Genomic DNA, 22,500 nt, shown 5'->3' on the forward strand with positions numbered 1-22,500 from the left:
AAGTATGGCAGAAGTTGTTCTAAAACGTATAAACAAGTATTTAAGTGAAGTGGGGCATTGCTCCAGAAGAGAAGCCGACAAACTCATTGATGCTGGAAGAGTAACCATTAACGGTGTTGTACCAGAAATGGGAACAAAAATTACGCCTACTGATGTGGTTGCGGTTGACGGAGAAATAATTAAAAACACCAAAGAGTCATTTGTTTATCTTGCCTTTAATAAACCGGTAGGCATAGTTTGCACCACAGACACTACAGTAGAAAAAGACAATATTATTGACTTTATTAATTACCCGAAACGTATTTTTCCAATAGGCCGGTTAGATAAACCAAGTGAGGGCTTAATTCTTTTAACTGATGATGGAGATATCGTAAACAAAATACTTCGAGCCAGTAACAACCATGAAAAAGAATACATTGTAACGGTTGATAAACCTATCTCCCAAACGTTTATTGAGCGTATGGCAGGCGGTATTTATTTAGAAGATTTAGGTAAGCGAACCAAAAAGTGTAAAGTTGAAAAACTTGGCACATATACTTTCAAAATAATTTTAACTCAAGGTTTAAACAGACAAATTAGACGAATGTCTGAATATTTAAATTACGAGGTACAAACCTTAAAACGAGTTAGAATTATGAATATTAATTTAGATATGCCTGTTGGGCAATATAGAGAACTTACAAAAGAAGAATTTATCGATTTAAACGAATTAATTAGTAAATCTACTAAAGAGTATAAACCTTCTATTAACAAAAGAAACCAATAAAATTAAACAATATGTCTAGCATTCAACCTTTCCATCTAGCCGTTCCTGTTCATAATTTAGATGAATGTAGAGTTTTTTACAGAGACACTTTAGGCTGTGAAGAAGGACGAAGTAGTAACCATTGGGTAGATTTTAACTTCTTTGGACATCAATTAGTTATTCATTACAAAGCTAAAGAAGCCTCGAGTAACTCGCATACCAATCCTGTTGATGGAAAAGATGTGCCTGTTCCACATTTTGGTGTTGTTCTAGAATGGGATACTTTTCAGTCTTTATCAGAAAAACTAAAAACAAAAAATATACAATTTGTAATTGAACCATATATTCGCTTTGAAGGTTTAGTTGGCGAGCAAGCCACTATGTTTTTTTATGACCCATCAGGTAACGCTCTAGAATTCAAGGCATTTAAAGACATAAATCAATTATTTGCCAAATAATTATTTATATCTCCAACTTGTTAAATCAGCATTTTTTGGGGCAGATTCTAAAATACGTTTCATTATTTTAGGCACATACATACTATTATAACGTAATCTCGAAATATAATTAGGGTTTTCTTGATCGCCATTCCAACAATGCTCTGCTCGATCTCCATAATCTACTTCTCCATCATAATAGGGGTCTGTCGTACTTTCTAAAAAATCTTCCATTAAGTAAACTGCATTATTCAAATAGTAATTATCCATATCTCCGCAATAAATATGAATTTTACCTTTAAGTTTATCACCAAGTTTATCCCAATCGCGTTCCATTATATATCTTAAATCATAATTCTCTTTCCAAAATTCAGCTACTTCATGGTTAATATCTCCAGAACGCTTATCCCATAACCTTTCTGGATATCCCTCTTTACCCTGAGGCGAATAAGTAGCTTCCCAAATATCAAATTGCCCACCAGATCTAGATTTATCACCTAAAACTAACTCTAAATGATTAGACTCTCTTACTGTTGAACTTACATTACCTAAATAATCTCTGTGCATGGGTATTTCAATATTTTTATGATTACTTTTTGCATAATAAGCATTCTCATCTTCATAGATATTATTCAAGCAATATGCTCTAAAATCGATAGGATCAGGGCAGGCAGAAAAGCAACCATTATATTCATCAGGATATTTTACTTGAACAGCTAGAGCTTCCCAACCTCCTGTTGAACCACCATATAAAAATCGAGACCAACCTTCTCCTTGCCCTCTAAAAAGTTTTTCTATGTGAGGAATTAATTCATAAGTAATTGCATCGCCATAAGGTCCTTGACTAGATGAGTTTACGGCATAAGAATCATCATAATATGGTGTTGGGTGCTGTATTTCTATAATTAAAAAACGAGGGAAATCTGGTTCGTTCCAACGCTTATAAAAATCATAAGCTTCTTGTTGTTGAATAATGTTATAACCATCAATACCAAATCTATCTGAGTATTCAGACTTTAAATTTGGGTCTGGTGGTGTTGTTCTAAAACCACCAAAATCTGACGGAAAATGCCCTTGAAAAACCATTAACGGGTATTTAGCTTCAGGATGCTCATCAAATCCTTTAGGTAATAATATATGCGCTCCTAAATACATATCTCTTCCCCAAAAATCTGAGAGTAATTTTGATTTCATCTTAATATGTTTTATCCATTTTGTATCTGCCACAGGTTGGATTTCTGGAATTATGTTATCTAATACAATATCAAAATTTTCAACTCCTTCATTACCAATAGTAACTTTAAAAGGTGTACTGTATAAATTACCTGGAGATGTATTCCAATGTTGTCCTTCTCCATTATCCATTGGAAGTTTCACCTTATGCCCTGTTGCCAAATTGAACGTTTCATAAACATGTAAAACGGCTTGAACGTAATAGTCCCCGGGTTTTAATTCTGATAGACTACTATATGGAAACCCAAATACATCTTCTGTAAAAGTAGCGTTAGTATTAGCATTTAAGCCCTCAACATTTATTCCGAAAATTGATTGCGCATTAAGCCCCTCAGAAACTTGAAATCGAGGTTCTGTTTTATTATTGTCGGCTAAAATTAATAGTAATCTTCCATCTATATTTTCATTTGAGATTGAATCTGGAAACGACACGTTAATTGCTATATTATTATTCTTAGATTCAGAATTACAACTCAACACAAATACTGAGAGTAACATTGTTAGTAGCTTTAATAATTTCATAATAAAATATTTTTAAGAAGATATTAAATTTTATAGAAACACTGCTTCTCTTATTTTTAAAATATTAAAATTTACTCTAAACTCCATTTATCTGTTAGATAGAAAGGAAAATAAATTAAGAGAAAAAAGGGAATTACTATTATTTGTGTAACAATAATATATATTGGCCAATCTCCAAAATAGTCTAGTAGAGTTGTTACCTCAGGTTTTTTATTTAAATAAAAATAATTTGAATTTAAAATATAATTTATAAAAACCATAATAACAACATAGCCCTGTAGAGCGAAAAAAGACTTAAAAACACTTTTTAATTTGGGTTTCATTTTAAAAACAAAAGTGGCATAAAAAATAATTATTAGCAACCCCAAATGCACAACCCAATATCTAAAATAATCGAAACTTGGAAAGCCTTCTGGAATATCAGGAGTAATGACCCCTTGTGAAGTTCCTGCAATAACCCAGAATACTAGAATTTCATATATCCAATATTTACGGTAGTGTGTAAATATTGGAATTAATAAGGCAATTAAACTGCACAAATACAAAGGTAAATCTGTTTTTACGCTATAATGGCCTAAGCTAATTTTATAACAATGGAAAATTATGATGGTTAAGCTAACTAAAAGACCTAAGGCTTTAAAAACAATATCTTGTTTTGCCTTATTTAATTTTTCTGAAGAATATTTGATAACAATAAAACCGAATAAAGCTGATAAAAGAATTGGTAACACATGTTCAAAACTACCTATTACAACATTTTCTAAAACAAAAATTGCATTATAAATTATAAAATTCATAATGCAATTTAATTAATTCTTAAATACCCTATTAAAGCATATGCCTTTCTCTAGCCAGCAGTGTGTTTTTTAGTAGCATTGCAATAGTCATAGGTCCAACGCCACCAGGTACTGGGGTAATATAACTTGCCTTTTTACATACGTTTGCAAAATCTACATCACCAACAATTTTATAGCCTCTAGGTTTAGTTTCGTCTGGAACTCTAGTAATACCTACATCTATTATAACAGCATCATCCTTAACCATCTCAGCTTTAAGAAAATCTGGAACACCCAATGCTGAAATAATAATATCTGCTTGCGAAGTAATTTGAGTAATATTTTTGGTATGACTATGCGTTAACGTTACTGTTGAATTTCCTGGAAAACCTTTACGCCCCATTAAAATACTCATTGGGCGACCAACGATATGCGAACGACCAATTACAACAGTATGTTTTCCTTTGGTTTCTACTCCATAACGATCTAATAATTCTAAAATACCAAAAGGTGTTGCAGGAATAAATGTGCTCATGTCTAAAGCCATTTTACCAAAGTTTGTAGGATGAAACCCATCTACATCTTTATTTGGATCTACAGCTAATAAAACCTTTTGTTCATTAATTTGTGGAGGTAATGGTAACTGAACGATAAACCCATCAATCTCCGGATTTTCATTCAATTCTTGAATTTTATCTAGTAACTCAACATCACTAGTCGTGTTTGACATTTTAACTAAAGTAGATTTAAAACCTACACGTTCGCAAGCTTTTACTTTACTGCCTACATAGGTTAAACTTGCACCATCATTCCCTACTATAATAGCAGCAAGATGAGGTACTTTTTCTCCTTTGGCTTTCATTTTTTGAACCTCAGCAGCGATTTCATTTTTTATATCGTTACTTACTTTTTTTCCGTCTAAAATGATCATTTTGTTTAGTATAATTTTTAAACTTAATATGAAATCTATCGCATGTTCTTCATCATTTGCATCATCTTTTTACCGCCTCCACCTTGCATCATCTTCATCATTTTGCTCATTTGGTTGAATTGTTTTAAAAGCTGATTAACTTGCTGAACTGAAGTACCAGACCCTTTAGCTACTCGCTTTTTTCTGCTTGCATTAATTATTCCTGGGTTAGTTCGTTCTTTAGGCGTCATGGAATGAATAATAGCTTCAATACCTTTAAAAGCATCATCATCAATATCAACATCTTTCATCATTTTTCCAGCTCCTGGTATCATACCAACAAGGTCTTTCATGTTACCCATTTTCTTGATTTGTTGAATCTGCTTCAAGAAATCGTCGAATCCAAATTGATTTTTGGCTATTTTCTTTTGAAGTTTTCTGGCTTCAACTTCATCAAACTGCTCTTGAGCTCGCTCCACAAGAGAAACAACATCTCCCATTCCCAAAATACGATCTGCCATACGAGAAGGATAGAAAACATCTATAGCTTCCATTTTCTCGCCAGTACCTATAAACTTTATAGGTTTGTTGACAACAGATTTAATTGAAATTGCAGCTCCACCTCTTGTATCACCATCTAATTTGGTAAGAATAACACCGTCAAAATTTAAAACGTCATTAAACGCTTTTGCTGTATTAACAGCATCTTGCCCTGTCATAGAATCTACAACAAACAAAGTTTCTTGTGGTTGAATGGCTTTGTAAATGTTAGATATCTCGGTCATCATAACCTCATCAACAGCCAAACGACCTGCCGTATCAATAATAACTACATTATGCCCATTTTGCTTTGCATGCGCTATACCTGCTTGGGCGATAGCAACGGGGTCATTATTCCCTTTATCACTAAAAACCTCAACATTTATTTGCTCACCAACAACATGTAATTGGTCTATTGCCGCCGGACGATAAACATCACAAGCTACTAATAGAGGTTTTTTTGTTTTTTTGTTTTTTAAGTAATTAGCAAGTTTTCCAGAAAACGTGGTTTTACCAGAACCTTGCAAACCAGACATCAAAATAATACTTGGCGCACCAGAAAGGTTTAATCCTTCAGCATCACCACCCATAAGTTCGGTTAACTCATCTTTTACGATTTTAACCATTAATTGCCCTGGTTGTAATGTAGTTAATACATTTTGCCCAAGTGCTTTTTCTTTAACTTTGGTTGTAAAACTTTTTGCTATTTTAAAATTAACATCGGCATCTAATAAAGCACGTCTTACCTCCTTTAAGGTTTCTGCTACATTTACCTCAGTAATACTACCGTGTCCTTTAAGAACATGTAAGGCTTTATCTAATTTATCGCTTAAATTATTAAACATAATTTTCTTTGAATTTTAAGAAATGCAAAGTTAAACATTTGATGTGTATTATAGAAGTGTGTTTACACAAAGTGAATAAAAAAAAGCTGTCAATTTAAATTGACAGCTTTTATAAAAGAAACTTACTTAATAATTAACCTAACCAACCGAATAAATAAGCTTCTCTTTTTTTGACCAAAAACATATTAAACTCTTTTTTCAAGGACTAATATTCTTTCTATCTCTCCATTAGAATTTAAGTCTTTTAACTCAATTCTATTTGGGGTAATTTCAACGATTTTCCATCTGTGTTTTAATTCGCTAAATGGCTCGTCTTGTGTTCTAAAATTAAGACCTAAGAATAGTCCTTCGTTTCTGTAAGCTAACCAAGATCCTCTAAAATCATTACCATTACCTTCGGCAAACAACATTCCGTTTTCGTTAAAACCTACTACATATCCATCATAATTTTCAGTTTCATTGGCATCTTGGTCTTCGTATAAAGCTACTTCCCACTCGCCATTTGTTAGAACGTCTCCTATGTAGTCTATATCTTCATCTCCATCTGGACAAAATCTTGTCAAAATCATCTGATTGTTAGCATTAACTAACTTAATTAAACCTGGCTCTAAGAAATTTATTAACCATTCTAGTTTTAAATCAGGTCTTCCATCTAAAGTGATTTGTAAAATGAAACCAGCATTTCTAACTCCTATTTCATAAGTTCCTTGAAGATCTTCACCATTAACTCTAAGCTTTACAACATTATCTGATAAGAATTTAAATGGTGTTCCTATATATTCTTTTTCATTATCAACACCTTCTATATTTAAGCGTGTTATTCTCCATAAACATTCTTGTAAGTAGTTTGCAATACGCTCTTTTGTAATATCGATTACTACATCACAGTTTCTCTTCATGATGATTCTGTTACCATCAACTTCAAAAAGTTTAATTTTACCGTCTTCAATATCGTAAACTACCCACTCTAAAGTAAAGTCTACTATATTATCAAACTCTAGTTTTAGCAGTGCACCTCTATCGGTTACACGAGTACTCCAAGTTCCTGTTAGTAAATCGCCACCTCTAGCTCGCATTACAACAACATTATCTTCTTTAAAGTTTAATGCATATTCTTTGTACTGTTCTGTATTATCTTGATTAAATCTTTTGAATTCGTAAACCACCCAAGGGCAATTTTTTAAGTATTCGTCTAATCGTTCTTTTGTAAAATCGTCATCTCCATAATCGTTATCATCATCTTCATCACATACATCTTTTGCTTCTTCAATAACACGTTGTAACTCTATGTTGTTATTTACAACTATTTCTGTTCCATCTGCTAACTCCATAGTTACAGGAAAGTTAAGACTAGCTAATAATTTTTCAGCACCTGTTACACGCTTAATAAATTTGTATAACTCTCTATCACTTTCAATAGTCACAACATTAATAACTTGAAAATCTCTGTTATAAACTGAGAATGAAATTGGGTACTGAAAATCGATACATTCAATATCGTCATCTTCTTCGTTTTCGCCTCTACATTCTTCAATTAACTCTTCTAAAGCGTCACGGTTTTCAATAACAACTTCATCATGGTTTGCTAAAATAATTGTAATAGGAAATACAATATCTAGTCTATCATCATCGTCATCAAACTCTTTAAAGATAGCTTCAATTACTTTAAAATCTTCTCTAGAATCTACAGTAATTTCTAAACCTTTAACTATAACGGTAATTGGTAATTGTACAGATAAACAACTAGCGTTATCTATAATATTATCAGCAGATCCATCCATGATAGATGTGGCGCTAATTAAGTTAGTTAAGGTAGATTCGGCAACAAGTGTTTCCGTTTCGTTTGGTTCAGTAATTTCAATTACTTCGTCCTGACAAGACGTAAACATTAAAAGGGCAAAAAAAGGAATTAGTAATAGTGTTTTAAAAATTGATTTCATGATATTTGATTTTGGGTTAAACATAGCATTTTGGTTATAAAACAGGATAACTTTAAAAATCCCTACCCTATGTTGCATTTTTTTTTACTTTAGTAGCTCCAACTACCAATAAAACATGACAAAACAACTCCATAAAAATATTTGCGAAGAGCGTATATTTTCTTCCATATTTAATAAACACTCTAAAAATTTACATGATTTTCTATATTATAAATTTGGAGATTTACTAAACCCTAAAGATAAAGTACAAGAGGCTTTTGTTAAATTGTGGCAAAACTGCACAAAAGTATCACCAGAAAAAGCCAAGAGTTTTCTATTTACCACAGCCAATAATTTAATGCTTAATGAGGTAGCACACCAAAAAGTAGTTTTGAAACACCAACAAACAAAACCAAAACACTACACAAACGAAAGTCCTGAATTTTTAATGCAGGAAAGTGAGTATAATGATAAACTACAAAAAGCGCTAGCAAATTTAACCGAAGCCCAACGCATCGCTTTTATGATGAACCGCGTGGAGGGGAAACGTTTTAAAGAAATTGCTGAAATTTTAGACATATCAACCAAAGCAGTTGAAAAGCGTATTTATGGGGCGTTGAAGAAGTTGAGGGAAGATATTAAGGAGTTATAGCACCAATATTATATGAAACTTATAATATTTGACATAGATGGAACAATAATAGATTCCGTAAATACGGATGATGATTGTTTTATTGAAACATTTTATAATCTTCATCAAATCGATTTAACTAACGTTGATTGGACGAATTTTAAAAATATTACAGATATTGGTTTAACAATTGAAATTTTTCAGAAGTATTATAATCGTTTGCCTTCAACAAAAGAAATAGAACTTATAAAAAACCATTTTTTTGAACTTTTAAATAATAGAAAAGAGGAATTTACTGAAATTAAAGATTCTTTATCATTTATAAACTACATTTCCAAAATACCAGATTTTCAAATTGGTTTTGCTACTGGAGGATGGAAAGAAACAGCTGAACTAAAATGTAATTATGTTGGTCTTGATTTGGATGAGTTTATTTTTAAATCATCTAACTATCATTTTAACCGTGCTAAAATCATTGAGCGTGTTATAGATGAAGCTCTAACAAAAAATAATATTAATCAATTTGAAACCATTTTTTATTTTGGTGATGGTATTTGGGATTTAAAAGCAACTGAGGAGCTAGATATTGAATTTATTGGTGTGGATTTTAAAAAAAATAACAAACTAAAAAAAGCTGGCGTAAAAAGAATTATTGAAAATTACGAAACTCAATCGAAAATAATGAATTGGATAATATAAAAGGGCTTTGATTTACAAAATCAAAAAAAAATCACCCCAAGGGTAGGAAAAAATAAAACATAACTGTTATATAGTTGAATAAGTATTATGAAACGAGAAGAACTCATATCGAAATGGTTAGATAACAACCTAAACAACGAGGAACTACAAGCCTTTAAAGCGCTTGAAGACCATGATGATTTAGTAAAGTTAGATACTCACTTACAAGCTTTTAAAGCAGATGAATACGCTACCACTAATGAATTAGAAAAGGTATTATCTAAAATTAAAAGTGAAAAAGCGCCATCAAAAACACATTGGATAAAACCTCTAATGCGTGTTGCTGCTATACTTGCTATTTGTTTCAGTTTATATTATTATACAACCACATTAGATACCACAATTACAACAGATGTTGCTCAAAAAACAAATATACAGCTACCAGATGCGTCGAGTGTTTCCCTTAATGCGCAATCGCTATTAGCTTTTAATAAAAACCATTGGAAAAAAGAACGCGATGTTGAGCTAGAAGGAGAAGCATTCTTCAAAGTTGCCAAAGGCTCTTCATTTAATGTTATCACAAAATCAGGAACCGTTACGGTTTATGGTACTCAATTTAATGTAAAACATCGGAACAATTATTTTGAGGTTATTTGCTACGAAGGTTTAGTTGGGGTTACCCATAATTCTATTGAAACAAAATTAAAACCTGGAGACAGCTTTTTAATTATAGATGGGAAAACAATTGCTAAAGAAAAAGAAAACCGCTCGACACCTTCGTGGTTAAATAACGAAAGTACTTTTAAAAGCTTACCATACAAAGCAATTATTACTGAGTTTGAAAGACAATACGGTGTAGATTTTACACTAGTTAATATAGATTCAACTCAACTTTTTACAGGTAGTTTTACCCACGATAATTTAGAAGTTGCTTTAAAATCCATTACATTACCCTTAAATTTAACCTATAGTAAAACCAACAATACTATTATATTAAGAGGTGAGTAAAAACGTTTGTTTTTCAATTTTTATTTTATTGTTTTTTTTGAGTTTTGCTAAGTTAAGAGCACAAACTATTCAAGAAGAAAAACAATCGCTTATCACTATTTTAAAATCTTTAGAAGATAGATACAATGTTAGCTTTTCGTATGCAGACAAAACAATAAAAGATTTAAAAGCAAACCCCTTAAAAAACGATTTATCTCTTGAGGAAGCTTTGGAGTTTTTAAAACTTGAAACCAACTTAGATTTTGAAATAATTAATAATAGATTTATTACCATAAAAAAAGCTAAAAAAAGAAAAAGCTTATTCTACACCCAACGCCTTGATGAAATTATAGTTAGTAATTTTTTAACTTCTGGTATTACAAAATTAAACGATGGTTCCATAAACATAAAGCCAGAAGCCTTTGGCATTTTACCTGGTTTAATAGAACCAGATGTATTACAAACTATACAAGCGCTACCCGGAGTTTTAAGTACAGATGAAACCGTTTCTAACATTAATGTACGTGGTGGAACACACGACCAAAACTTATTACTTTGGGATGGTATTAAAATGTATCAATCTGGACATTTTTTCGGTTTAATTTCTGCTTTTAACCCATACACAACAAAACGTGTAAATATATACAAAAATGGAACCCGCGCTAAATATGGTGATGGCATTTCCAGTATTATCGATATGCAGTTGCCAGACGACATCGATAACGAATTTAATGCCGGTATAGGCTTCAACTTAATTAATGCTGATGGTTTTGCCAAAATCCCATTATCAAATAAAGCAGAATTACAACTTTCTGCAAGAAGGTCTATAACAGATTTAATAAACACAACAACTTTTGAGCAATATTCTAAACGAATCTTTCAAGATTCTGATTTTGAAAAATCACAGAATAGCGAGAGCTCCATCTCTCAAAATGAATCATTTTATTTTTACGATGTAACTTTAAAATTCCTATACGATATTTCAAAAAAAGATAAGATACGTGTACATTTTTTTAATGTATTTAACGACTTAAATTATGATGAAAGATTAACAAATAATGATAGAAGCGAGGCTTTAAACAGCCAACTTACTCAACGAAATTCTGCTATTGGCTTAACTTACACCAGAGATTGGGATCAATATTTTTCCACAACCGCTCAAGTTTATGTTACAAATTATGACTTAGATGCTACGAATTTTGATATTCTAAATAATCAGCGATTAATTCAAGAAAACGAAGTTTATGATGGGTCTGCAAAGTTGGATATGACTTACACACCAAATCATCAATTCAAAATTAACGGTGGTTATCAATTTACTGAAGTGGGTATTAGTAACCTTGAAGACGTAAATAATCCAAATTTCAGAAGTTTCATTCGTGAAGTTCTAAGAACACATGCTATTTATGCTGAAACTGGATTTTTGTCAAATGATGCAAAAACAAAATTAGTTTTTGGAGGTCGCTTAAATCATATTCCAAAATTTAATATGCTTTTTGCTGAACCTAGATTAAGCTTTAGTCAGCGATTTTTAAACAACTTTAGGTTTGAAGTTTTAGGCGAATTTAAAAGTCAGACCACATCTCAAATAATCGATTTACAAAACGATTTTTTAGGAATTGAAAATAGAAGATGGGTTTTATCAAACAATAAAAATGAAGTTGAAATAATAAATAACAAAAGCATTTATCCAGTTCCTGTTATTAAAAGTAAGCAAGTATCTGCTGGACTTCATTTCAATAAAAATGGATTTTTAATAAGTGCTGAAGGTTATATTAAAAAAGCTGATGGTATCTCCTCTAGAAGTCAAGGTTTTCAAAATCAATATCAATTTACAAACGCCATAGGAAGCTATAAAATAAAAGGTATTGATGTTATATTAAACAAACAATTTAGCGATATTGTTAGCACTTGGATATCCTATTCTTACAGTAAAAATGACTATACTTTTGATGAATTAAATAACGGAAATCCATTCCCTAACAATGCAGATATAAGGCACGCTGTAAGTTTTGCAGGCACTTATACTTACAAAAATATTAAATTGGCATTGGGTTTAAATTGGCATTCTGGAATACCAAATACCGAACCGGATGAAAACGAAAGTAATCAAGATAATATTATTACTTACGCCAACCCAAACAGCTCTAATTTAGAAGATTACTTGCGCACTGATTGTTCTGCAACCTATGCTTTCGATATTACTGAAGGTGTTAAAGCCTCTGTTGGAGCCTCAATTTGGAATGTTTTGAATAAAAAAAATATAATAAATACTTATTACGTATTGGATGAGAATAATGAAGTAACACCAATTTCAAATGAATCACTCGGCATAACTCCAAACGTAAGCTTTAGATTACAGTTTTAGATGAAATACTGCTTAACACACATAATCAGCTGATTTTCAACGAAAAAAAATGTATTAATAAAAATCTAAAGAAAAAATTTATATTTTTCTTAAAAATTAAAAAATGGCATCACTTAATCCGCTTGGTTCAAATTTAGACTTACGACTAGCAAAACATCTGTTAAGGCGAGCTACTTTTAATTTTACAAAAAGTCAATTAAATACTTTTGTGGGTATGTCTGCAACTGATGCTGTTAATAGCTTAACAGCTGCGTCGGCTAATAGTTTAACAGAACCATACGATCCATTACCAACTTCTGCTCCAGATGGATTTTGGACCTCCTCATCAGAGCTTCCAAATTCTTTTTCTGGTCAAGGCAGAAAACGTGTACATGTTACAGCTTGGTGGTGGCATAATGCCATGCAACAGGTTACTTTGAAGCACAAACTATCATTCTTTTTGCACACAAGTTTTACTGTTGGTAAAGATTCTGGTGTTGGCGGAGCTACCTATTTTTTCGATCATATAAACTTACTAGATTTTTACGCTTTAGGTAATTTAAAAACTTTAGCTAAAAAAATTACGCTAGATAATGGTATGCTCGATTACCTCGATAATACTCAAAACAACAAGAACAACCCAAACGAAAATTATGCCCGTGAATATTTGGAGCTTTTTACCATTTTAAAAGGTGAACAAATAGGAAATGACAATTATACAAATTATACAGAAATAGATATACAACAGGCAGCAAAAGTATTTTCTGGTTTTAAAAAACGTGCTGATAGAAGCGATATAGACCCTGATACAAATATACCAATGGGTTATATAAATGTAAATCAGCATGACCCTAACAATAAAACTTTTAGTAGTGCTTTTGGAGACCTAATTATTACAGGCAAAAATACAGCTCCAGAAATATTTGAAGAGCTAGATGATTTTGTTGAAATGGTTTTTGCTCAACCAGAAACTGCCAAAGCATATTGCAGAAAATTGTATCGTTATTTTGTAAAAAGTGAATGGGATGAAGAAGTAGAAACCGATATTATTACGCCCCTTGCTCAAATATTAATTGATAATAATTACGAAATACTACCTGTTGTAACCACTTTACTTTCAAGCGAGCATTTTTATGATGCTGATGATAGTGATGCTACAGATAATATTATTGGTAGTATTATAAAAAGTCCTTTACAACTATTTTCAGAAGTCTGCTCGATGTTCGAATTAGATTATCCAGATCCAACAACTGATGCTTACAGATATTACGTTAATTTCTTTCTAAGATTTATTCACAATATATATTTCAAGGCTGCTGGAATGGAACTATACAATCCTGATTCTGTAGCTGGTTATCCAGCTTACTACCAGGAACCAGGATTTGATAGAAACTGGTTTTCATCAAATACACTTATTGGGCGTTACAAACTTATCGAGAGCCTAATTGAAGGTAAAAACACCATAACAAGTGGAAATATTTATACGCAACTTGATGCTGTCAACTTTGTTAAAAATAATATTAACAATGCTTCCGATCCTAATTTATTAATTACAGAAATTGCCGATTTATTATACCCTGAAAGTATTGATACCGATAGAATAAATTATTTTAAAAGCTTTTTAGTTGATGAAGGTTTCCCAGATTACTACTGGACTGGTACTTGGAATCAATTTATAAATAACGGTGACGATACAACTGTAAAAACACGTTTAAACGCATTAGTAATTGCTATGGTAAACGCTGCAGAATTTCAATTAATGTAAAGCTAGTAAAAATGAAAAGAAGACATTTTATAAAACTATCATCTGCAGCTTCAGCAATAGCTTTAACACCTCTTGAGTTACAGGCAGCATTAAAGTCTTTTATGCCTTTTGCTAATTGTCCAGATATCTCAAATAGAAAATTAGTACTTATAAATTTAGCAGGAGCAAATGATGGCTTAAACACCATTATTCCGCTAAACCAATACGATGCTTACAGCAATTTAAGGCCTACTATAAAAGTTCCAGAAAGTGGATTAAGTAAATATATTACTCTCGATGGTTCTTTACCCGATAATCAGCAAGTTGGTTTAAACCCTGCACTTACAGGTTTTAAATCGTTGTATGATGAAGGTATTTTAAGAATTATGCAATCTGTTGGATATCCTTCACAGAATAAAAGTCATTTTAAATCCACAGATTTATATTTAACAGGAAACGATGGTAACAGCCTTTTAAACGGTGCAGATACTGGTTGGATTGGTCGTTTTATGGAATTATATTATGCTGATTTGTTATTAGAAACTTTTCCGCTAGCCGTAGAAATTGGATCAAATAAGACATCATTAGGCTTTCATGCTGAAGAAGCGCATGGTTTATCATTAAACATAACGGGGCAAGATCCTGCTGGTTTCTATTCTGTTTTAAATGGATTAGGGGGCGCACCGCCAACAAATATTCCGAATTCCGATTATGGTAACCAATTAGAATTTATAAATAATACTGATGCTTTATCGAACACATATGCAAATGCAATTTCAACAGCGTTTATTGCTGGACAAAATGACGCTACTTATCCAGATACTGATTTGTCAAATCAATTAAAAACAGTTGCAAAACTAATTAGTGGAGATTTAGGCTCAAAAGTATACATGGTTCGTATTTCTGGTTTCGATACGCATAACGCGCAGATACAAACCACTGGAAATGCACAAGGAAAACACTTTAGTTTACTTACCGAATTATCTGGCGCTATTGAGGCTTTTATGAGTGATTTAAAAAGTCAGAATTTGGATGAAAATGTGGTTGGTTTAACATTCTCTGAATTTGGTAGAAAAGCTAAAGAAAATGGTAATTTGGGAACAGACCATGGTGAAATTGCACCTATGTTTCTTTTTGGTAAACCTGTGGCTGGTGGTTTGTCTGGAACAAATCCAGATTTAGCTGAAGCTACCAGTAACAATAATTACCAAATACAAACCGTACAATATGACTACAGACAGACTTTTGCAACACTTCTGCAAGATTTTCTGGGTGCCGATAACACTATAATTGATGCTACATTTTTCAACCATACTTTAAACGATAGTTTTGCAAATTTAAAAGTTGGAGAAATTATAAAAGATCAATATTCAATTGCAACAAATTGTACTAGTCTATCGGAGGGTAACCAAAATAAAGAACCAAATAAATGGTTAATTCACCCAAATCCTTTTAAAGACATTATTAATTTAAAATCTATTACTTCTAGAGCCGAAACGGTTACTTATAGATTATTTAATTCTTCAGGAGTTATGCTTACCGAAGAAACTAAAAGTTTAACTGAAGGACAACTAGATATCAATTTAAAATATCTATCAACTGGTCTTTATATTTTCCAAATTGAAGTTGATGGTAAGAAAGAGATTCATAAAGCTATTAAAATATAGTGGTTATTATTTAGTGTCTTAGTAAAATGTTTAATTTAAACAGCATAAAAACTTCTTTAAGTAGTTTTCTTCTACTAATTACCTTAATATCGTTTTCAAGCTACGTTAGAGCACCAATAGAATGCTTCAAGAAACCAAAAACAGAACTTGTTACAACTAAGGTCAATTACAACAGTTATGCTAAATATTATAGGCTTTTTGTTGTTATTAAAAAATCTGACACTAGTCAGCACAGAGCTTTTAATAGTAAACACTTTTTAAAAAATAAAAACTTATATTTTAATACTATAGCTTTTGTTAACACAAAAAACACGGACATTATTGGATATAAAATTTATCTTTACAATGAATTATAATTACTGATAATAATGAATCCGTCAGCATCTGGTTGGATAAAAAAATTACTAAAAGAAGTAAGCGAAAGCGATAAGCTATTCAGTTATAATGAAGCGTCTTTTTATAATTCGCTAAGAAGTTGTGGTTTTATTTATGGAACAAACTTACAAGTTGTTGCAAATATTATCGACAAGAAAGATTTAACTGAGGAAGAACTTAGCAAAACAAATTTATGTCTCGCATTCTTACATGCCTATCATAATTCTAAAACTGAAATTTCTTTTGTTGATAGCGTTATTGGTTTTTACACAGATATTAACGAACTAAAAATATCTTTTTTTCAAGAATTATTAGGAGGAAAAAAATCAAACGAGCAACTCGAAAAAATAATACATAAACGCATACAAATAGACAGTAACTTTTTAACTAAAAACTTTAATTATTTTATTATCAACGCCCTTTTGTATATAGATGTGTTGGCTTATAAAGAGTATTTAAAAAGAAAAACTATTTCAATAGAATACATAAAAAACTTGGAGGCATCTATAGCTTCTATTTCATTAGATGTTTTAAATTCTAAAGAAATAAAAAATCAATATGATGATAGTTTAATAAAGCTTTTTGAGTCGTCATTACGATTTCAAGATAATATACATGTTGATTACAAAGAGGCTACTAATTTTATTAATACACCATTAAAAAAATACTATATAGTTGATTTGGCATGTATGGCGAGTTGGAGCGACAGAGTTATTGATACCAATGAAAAATTATTCTTATTAAAATTAGGTTCAGATTTAAAACTTAAAAAAGAAATAGTAACCAAATCTATAGAATCTGTTAACAAATTTTACACCGTAAATAAAGATAATATTGCCCTATTGAGCTCTAAAAATATAGTTCAAAGTTTTTACAATAACTCAAGTAAAATGGTTACAAAATTAATATCTAGAAATAGTAAACGTTTGTACCAAGAATTGAAAGATAGTAAAGAACTCATGCTATTGTTAAGTCAATCTACCGTTAGAGATTTAAGTTCTGACGAGCAAAAAAAAGTACAAGAACAACTATTAGATATTTTTAAATCTATTCCAAGTTTAGCTATTTTTATGTTACCTGGTGGTGCTTTACTATTGCCTCTTGTTGTAAAATTTATTCCTAAATTGCTTCCTTCTGCTTTTGATGAAAACAGAATAGAAGAGGAAAAGTAAATTTTTATATTTTTTTCCATTAGCTTTACAAAACTACTAACCACCAAGAAAAACTAAATGAAATCTTACACTATTAATGAAATTAACGATATTTTAAAAGGCGAATTAATAGGGAATACAACTCAAAAAATAGAAGGCCCAGAACAATTACAAAATGCAAAAAGCCACCATATAACCTTTATAGGAGCTTTAAAATATGTTAAACTTTGGCCAGATTCTAAAGCTTGTGCTGCCATTGTAAATGACAATTTAACCATAGAACCAGGAGATAATCGCGCATTAATTAAAGTGAAAAATGCAGATTTAGCCATGGCAAAAATATTAGAGCTTTTTAATCCGCCAGCACCCGAGCTTGCTACTGATATTCACCCAACTGCGGTAATTCATAACACTGCAAAAATTGGAAACAATTGTAAAATTGGTGCCAATTGTTATGTTGGTAAAGATGTAGATTTAGCTGATGGTGTTATTCTATACCCTAATGTATGTGTGTTTGATGAAACTACAATTGGTAGCAATACTGTAATTTGGTCTGGAACTGTTGTTCGCGAGCGTTGTATTATTGGTAGCAATTGTATATTTCATACTAACGTAAGTATTGGTGCAGATGGTTTTGGATACAGACCAAGTGATGATGGAAGAGGTCTTGTTAAAATACCTCAAATTGGAAATGTTATTATTGGACATTATGTTGAAATTGGTGCTAATTCGTGTGTAGATAGAGCGAAATTTAGTGCCACCATAGTTGGTGATGGTTGCAAAATAGATAACCTCGTACAAATTGCACATAATAGTATAATGGGGCGCTCATGTATTATGGCTGGTCATAGCGGACTAGCAGGTTCTGTAACTCTTGGAGATGGTGTTATTATTGGCGGTAGTGCCTCTATAAAAGACCACACTACCATACATTCTGGCGCAACTGTTGGTGCAGGTTCTGGTGTTGTTGGTGATGTTAAAGCAGGCGCAACGGTTTTAGGTTATCCAGCACAAGATGCTCGAGATATGCTGAAGCAGTGGGTGGTTATGAGAAAATTGGCTAAAAAATAAAATACAACTTAGCATAAATTTAGTTTTAGGCTACCTTAGCTTAATAACATACAAAGTTTATTGAAATAGATTTTTATATTTGCTTAATTACCAGATAGTAATGTAAAATCGAAAGAAATGACATTCTACCAAACTGAAATAAACCGAATAAAAAATATCTGCTTTAAAAATGATATGCAGATAAAAACTGTAATTGCAACACGAAATTTTATAAATAATAATTTTTATAAAGATTTAAATTTAGAATTACTTTCTCAAATCCATTTTGTTTCTAAATATCACTTATTAAGGCTATTCAAAAAATATTATGGTCTCACACCAAGGCAATATTTAATGGATAAAAGAATTGAAAAATCTAAAGAAAATTTAATAAATGGAATGTCGGTAACTGAAACCTGTTTTGCAATAGGTTTTCAAAGATTAGGATCTTTCAGTACGTTATTCAAAACTAAAACAGGTAAATCTCCAAGTGCATTTCAAAAAGAGCAACTTTCGATAAGAAAATTAGACTCAAAGTTCTGAACTTTGAAACTGATGAATAAATATTTCAAAGATGAGAATAACATTAATTAGTATTCCGGTTCGAGATCAAGAGAAAGCTTTAAAATTTTATACCGAAAAATTAGGTTTCATAATAAAAAAAGATGCTCCATTAGAAGGTGGTAACAGATGGCTTACCCTAGTTTCAAAAGAGGCTCAAGATGGTCCAGAATTATTATTAGAGCCAGCTCCTAATCATTTTGAGCCATGTAAAGTCTTTCAAGACGCATTAATGGAAGCTGGATTTCCATACACACAATTTGATGTTGATAATGTTGATAGCGAATATGAAAGACTAACAAAACTCGACGTTAAATTTAGCATAACCCCAACTAAAATGGGAACGGTAAAATTTGCTGTATTTAATGATACTTGCGGAAACAATATTCAAATTGTAGAAAACTTATAAATAAAACCTTAGAAAATGAACAGAATTATATCTTTACTCGCCTTAGCAATAATTGTATTAAGTTGTTCTGATTCAAAGTATAAAAATGAATTAGATGCTTTAAGAACAGAACTTGATAGCCTGAAAATTACTTCAGCAAAATCTGAAAATAATACTAAGGGAGAAATTGCAACTTTTTTAACGTTTCAAGGCAATAATGCAGAAGAAGCCATGAATTTTTATATTGAGTTATTTGATAACTCAGAGATAATTAAGGTACAACGTTGGGCAGAAGGAGGTCCTGTTGAAAAAGGTAAAATTATGCATGCCACATTTAGTTTAAACGGAAACCTTTTTATGTGTAGCGATAGTCCGCCAGTGCACGATTGGGGTTTTACTCCAGCAGTTTCTAACTATATTGAATGCGAAAATGAAAACAAACTACAAAACCTCTTTTTAAAATTATCTGAAAACGGAAAAGTTATGATGCCACCAAATAACTATGGCTTTAGTACTAAGTTTGCCTTTGTTGAAGATAGATTTGGAGTATCTTGGCAATTGAATTTAAAGTAAAAAAAGCTGTCCAAAGTAAAATACTCTTATTAAGCTTTTGCTGTGAATAGTCATAAAAAATTCAACTACGAAACCACTTTTGACTTTCTGAAAATTTGCAACTAACTTCGTTAACTTTAGACATAAGCAATTTAACAAAATGAAAGTAAACTATCAAAATTCAGTAATTGAAATAACAAATGAATCTGATTTGGTTTCAGCGGAATTTGGTCAGAAGTTTAAGAAACAATATCTAACTGATTTAGGAATTAACCAATTCAAAAATGACTTTATAGTTCACGGAGAAACTCAAGTTAACCGAATAAATGAAAATGGTGAAATTATTTGGGATTTTAGTGTACGAGATATATTTGTAAATCCAGACGGAAAAACTGAATTTAAGATTATCGAAAATAGAATTGAATTAATTGACTGGTAAGGTTATAAATACGAACTGAATGCTGATGGAAAAATATTGACTGAAATAAAAACTGCGCAGAACAAAGTACAAAATTCATTGCTAGCACTCACCTATTTACGAAAATCCTCACGGATTTTCTTTTCTGTTTGTATTTGTTAAATTAGCTATTGGAGCAAACAACAGTCCATATACAATAACGTTAAACATAATTAAAAACAAACGATAATGAAAACACCTTTTAAGGTATTATTTTTACTCTTCCTGACTGTTTTTAGTACGAAATCTTTTTCACAGAAAATACTTGAATACTACGAACCAGTAAAAAATGATAGCTTAAGAGTTGGAATAGGAGAAAATGACTTTTTGCCTTTTATTCAAAAAGGTTACACTCTAATGTTTCCTGAAAATAAGGAAATAAAGGGTGTACTCATTTTCCTCGAAGATTCAAAAAATGACAAAAAGAACTGGAGTTCAAAGCAGATGTATACTCAAGCATCGGAAAAAGGCTTTGCAGTATTGTCAGTTTCAACCGAAATCCCTCTTGACTTTTACTTTTCTAATGCATCTATGATTTCTACACATAAGCTAATTAGAGAAATATTTGATAAATATAATTTACCAAATGACAATATTTTCTTTTTAGGAGCAAGTTTAGTTGGACATAGAGCAATGCGATATATTAAATTTATAAAAGAGGGTGACTTCAAATTTCAACTTAAAATTAAAGGTATTGTCGTTTGTAATTTTACAATGGATTTTACAAGAAAATGGTATCAACATAAACGTGATATAAAAATTAACCTAATTGACCTTTGGGAACCAAAATTTATAAACTATCTGCTAGAGACGAACTTAGAAGGGACACCAAAAACTAATCTCGAAAATTATCACAACTTCTCATCCTATAGTTACTCTGATGAAAAGAATGAAAATATTAAGATATACAAAGACTATGGAGTTCGAGCGTATATAGAACCAGCAATAGAATATAAGCTGACAAAACAACTAAGAACATTATACGAGAATAATTCGACAGATATAGTTGGCTTTTTAGCTGAATTGAAAATAGCAGGAAATGAAAATACAGAATTAATTGTATTACAACCCGAGGACAATACTTCACAAAAAAAGAGTACTCAAGCAACTTGGGACTCGATAAACAAAGATGAGCTTATGGATTGGATTCAAAAGCAAACTGAAAAATAGCTACGCAATTAGCTATACACAAACACATAAAAAAATAATCAAATTTTACTCTAACCACAATTTAAAATCCTTAACACGCTCTCTAGCTACAATAACATCTTGTTCGTGGTACGTATTTAATTTTATCTGCAAGCGTGAATTGGTGTAACTTACCATATCTTTTATGGCATTAATATTTATGTAGAATTTCCTATTTATCCGGAAAAAAGTTTGTGGTTCAAGCTCTTCTTTTAAATCGTCTAATGTATTATCTAAAAGATAGTTTCTTCCTTCTGAAGTATATAAATATGTGCCTTTATTTTCACTGTAAAAACATTCTATATCGTCAATATTGATAAGTTTTAAATGTTGCCCTACTTTTACCGAAAATCGTTTTTTATACTCACGATCTATTGGATTTACCAAAAGTTTTTTAATATCATTAAAATCAAGAGTTACGGCTTGCTTTTGTGGTGTAAGTGTTTTATATTTTTTTACTGCAATTTCCAAATCGTCTTCATCAATTGGCTTCAATAAATAATCGATACTATTTAATTTAAACGCTTGAAGTGCATATTCATCATAGGCTGTTGTAAAAATGACAGCGCTTTTAATATCTATTGCTTCAAAAATCTCAAAGGATAATCCATCACTTAATTGAATGTCTAAAAAAATTAAATCTGGGTGTGTATTATTTTCAAACCATTCTATAGATTCTTCTACGGAATGCAACATAACTTCGGCATTCAAATTTAAACTTTGAAGCATACGCTGTAAACGTCTTGCTGATGGTTTTTCGTCTTCTATAATAATTACGTTCATTGGTATGGTTTTAT

21 protein-coding genes are annotated in these 22,500 nt (G+C 31.3%); 15 read left to right on the forward strand and 6 right to left on the reverse strand.

What is annotated here, in order from left to right:
• Positions 1–4: 4 nt before the first annotated feature.
• Both rluF and ABD939_RS01700 read left to right on the forward strand, forming a co-directional pair.
• Complete coding sequence (rluF, locus tag ABD939_RS01695; protein ID WP_345163838.1) at positions 5–766, forward strand: 23S rRNA pseudouridine(2604) synthase RluF; 762 nt, start codon at positions 5–7, stop codon at positions 764–766.
• Between the two features lie 11 nt (positions 767–777).
• Entirely contained in the window at positions 778–1,203 is a 426-nt protein-coding gene (locus ABD939_RS01700) for a VOC family protein (RefSeq protein ID WP_345163840.1), read from the forward strand.
• Here the strand turns inward: ABD939_RS01700 and ABD939_RS01705 are convergent, their stop codons facing one another.
• The 5 genes from ABD939_RS01705 to ABD939_RS01725 form a co-directional block, all read right to left on the reverse strand.
• Positions 1,204–2,937: an alpha/beta hydrolase-fold protein gene (locus tag ABD939_RS01705; protein ID WP_345163842.1), complete on the reverse strand. Its 1,734-nt coding sequence runs from the start codon at positions 2,935–2,937 to the stop codon at positions 1,204–1,206.
• A 71-nt stretch (positions 2,938–3,008) separates the two neighbouring features.
• On the reverse strand, positions 3,009–3,734 hold the full coding sequence (locus ABD939_RS01710; protein WP_345163844.1) for a YwaF family protein: 726 nt from the start codon (positions 3,732–3,734) through the stop codon (positions 3,009–3,011).
• A 31-nt stretch (positions 3,735–3,765) separates the two neighbouring features.
• The gene (locus ABD939_RS01715; RefSeq protein WP_345163847.1) at positions 3,766–4,644 is read right to left on the reverse strand and encodes a bifunctional 5,10-methylenetetrahydrofolate dehydrogenase/5,10-methenyltetrahydrofolate cyclohydrolase; all 879 of its coding nucleotides are present in this window, start codon (positions 4,642–4,644) and stop codon (positions 3,766–3,768) included.
• 35 nt (positions 4,645–4,679) lie between these two features.
• Positions 4,680–6,008 (reverse strand): signal recognition particle protein, encoded by a 1,329-nt coding sequence (ffh, locus tag ABD939_RS01720; protein WP_345163852.1) that lies wholly within the window; start codon positions 6,006–6,008, stop codon positions 4,680–4,682.
• A gap of 185 nt (positions 6,009–6,193) precedes the next feature.
• Positions 6,194–7,948: a hypothetical protein gene (locus ABD939_RS01725; protein WP_345163855.1), complete on the reverse strand. Its 1,755-nt coding sequence runs from the start codon at positions 7,946–7,948 to the stop codon at positions 6,194–6,196.
• A gap of 115 nt (positions 7,949–8,063) precedes the next feature.
• Here ABD939_RS01725 and ABD939_RS01730 point away from each other — a divergent pair, with 115 nt between their 5' ends.
• The 13 genes from ABD939_RS01730 to ABD939_RS01790 all read left to right on the forward strand — a co-directional run bounded on the left by ABD939_RS01730 (position 8,064) and on the right by ABD939_RS01790 (position 21,685).
• Positions 8,064–8,579, forward strand: a complete 516-nt coding sequence (locus ABD939_RS01730) for an RNA polymerase sigma factor (protein WP_345163858.1) — start codon at positions 8,064–8,066, stop codon at positions 8,577–8,579.
• Positions 8,580–8,591: 12 nt separating this feature from the next.
• Complete coding sequence (locus ABD939_RS01735) at positions 8,592–9,257, forward strand: HAD family hydrolase (protein WP_345163861.1); 666 nt, start codon at positions 8,592–8,594, stop codon at positions 9,255–9,257.
• 87 nt (positions 9,258–9,344) lie between these two features.
• Complete coding sequence (locus ABD939_RS01740; RefSeq protein WP_345163866.1) at positions 9,345–10,244, forward strand: FecR family protein; 900 nt, start codon at positions 9,345–9,347, stop codon at positions 10,242–10,244.
• A 37-nt stretch (positions 10,245–10,281) separates the two neighbouring features.
• On the forward strand, positions 10,282–12,591 hold the full coding sequence (locus ABD939_RS01745) for a FecR domain-containing protein (RefSeq protein WP_345163869.1): 2,310 nt from the start codon (positions 10,282–10,284) through the stop codon (positions 12,589–12,591).
• 103 nt (positions 12,592–12,694) lie between these two features.
• A complete protein-coding gene (locus ABD939_RS01750; RefSeq protein ID WP_345163873.1) occupies positions 12,695–14,335 on the forward strand; it encodes a DUF1800 domain-containing protein in 1,641 nt (546 codons plus the stop codon).
• A gap of 11 nt (positions 14,336–14,346) precedes the next feature.
• Complete coding sequence (locus ABD939_RS01755; protein ID WP_345163876.1) at positions 14,347–15,981, forward strand: DUF1501 domain-containing protein; 1,635 nt, start codon at positions 14,347–14,349, stop codon at positions 15,979–15,981.
• Positions 15,982–16,349: 368 nt separating this feature from the next.
• A complete protein-coding gene (locus ABD939_RS01760; RefSeq protein WP_345163879.1) occupies positions 16,350–17,528 on the forward strand; it encodes an LETM1-related biofilm-associated protein in 1,179 nt (392 codons plus the stop codon).
• A 57-nt stretch (positions 17,529–17,585) separates the two neighbouring features.
• Positions 17,586–18,578 (forward strand): UDP-3-O-(3-hydroxymyristoyl)glucosamine N-acyltransferase, encoded by a 993-nt coding sequence (gene lpxD / locus ABD939_RS01765; protein WP_345163884.1) that lies wholly within the window; start codon positions 17,586–17,588, stop codon positions 18,576–18,578.
• A gap of 117 nt (positions 18,579–18,695) precedes the next feature.
• Positions 18,696–19,100 carry a helix-turn-helix domain-containing protein gene (locus tag ABD939_RS01770; RefSeq protein WP_345163886.1) on the forward strand — a complete coding sequence of 135 codons (405 nt, stop codon included), beginning with the start codon at positions 18,696–18,698 and terminating at the stop codon, positions 19,098–19,100.
• Between the two features lie 31 nt (positions 19,101–19,131).
• A complete protein-coding gene (locus ABD939_RS01775) occupies positions 19,132–19,527 on the forward strand; it encodes a VOC family protein (RefSeq protein ID WP_345163888.1) in 396 nt (131 codons plus the stop codon).
• 15 nt (positions 19,528–19,542) lie between these two features.
• Entirely contained in the window at positions 19,543–20,079 is a 537-nt protein-coding gene (locus ABD939_RS01780; RefSeq protein ID WP_345163891.1) for a VOC family protein, read from the forward strand.
• Between the two features lie 139 nt (positions 20,080–20,218).
• Positions 20,219–20,497, forward strand: a complete 279-nt coding sequence (locus ABD939_RS01785) for a hypothetical protein (RefSeq protein ID WP_345163894.1) — start codon at positions 20,219–20,221, stop codon at positions 20,495–20,497.
• Positions 20,498–20,704: 207 nt separating this feature from the next.
• Positions 20,705–21,685 (forward strand): hypothetical protein, encoded by a 981-nt coding sequence (locus ABD939_RS01790; RefSeq protein ID WP_345163896.1) that lies wholly within the window; start codon positions 20,705–20,707, stop codon positions 21,683–21,685.
• A gap of 45 nt (positions 21,686–21,730) precedes the next feature.
• Here the strand turns inward: ABD939_RS01790 and ABD939_RS01795 are convergent, their stop codons facing one another.
• Positions 21,731–22,486: a LytR/AlgR family response regulator transcription factor gene (locus ABD939_RS01795; RefSeq protein ID WP_345163899.1), complete on the reverse strand. Its 756-nt coding sequence runs from the start codon at positions 22,484–22,486 to the stop codon at positions 21,731–21,733.
• Positions 22,487–22,500: the final 14 nt, after the last annotated feature.

It is taken from the genome of Algibacter aquimarinus (genome assembly GCF_039543265.1).
Taxonomy (GTDB): Bacteria; Bacteroidota; Bacteroidia; order Flavobacteriales; family Flavobacteriaceae; genus Algibacter_B; species Algibacter_B aquimarinus.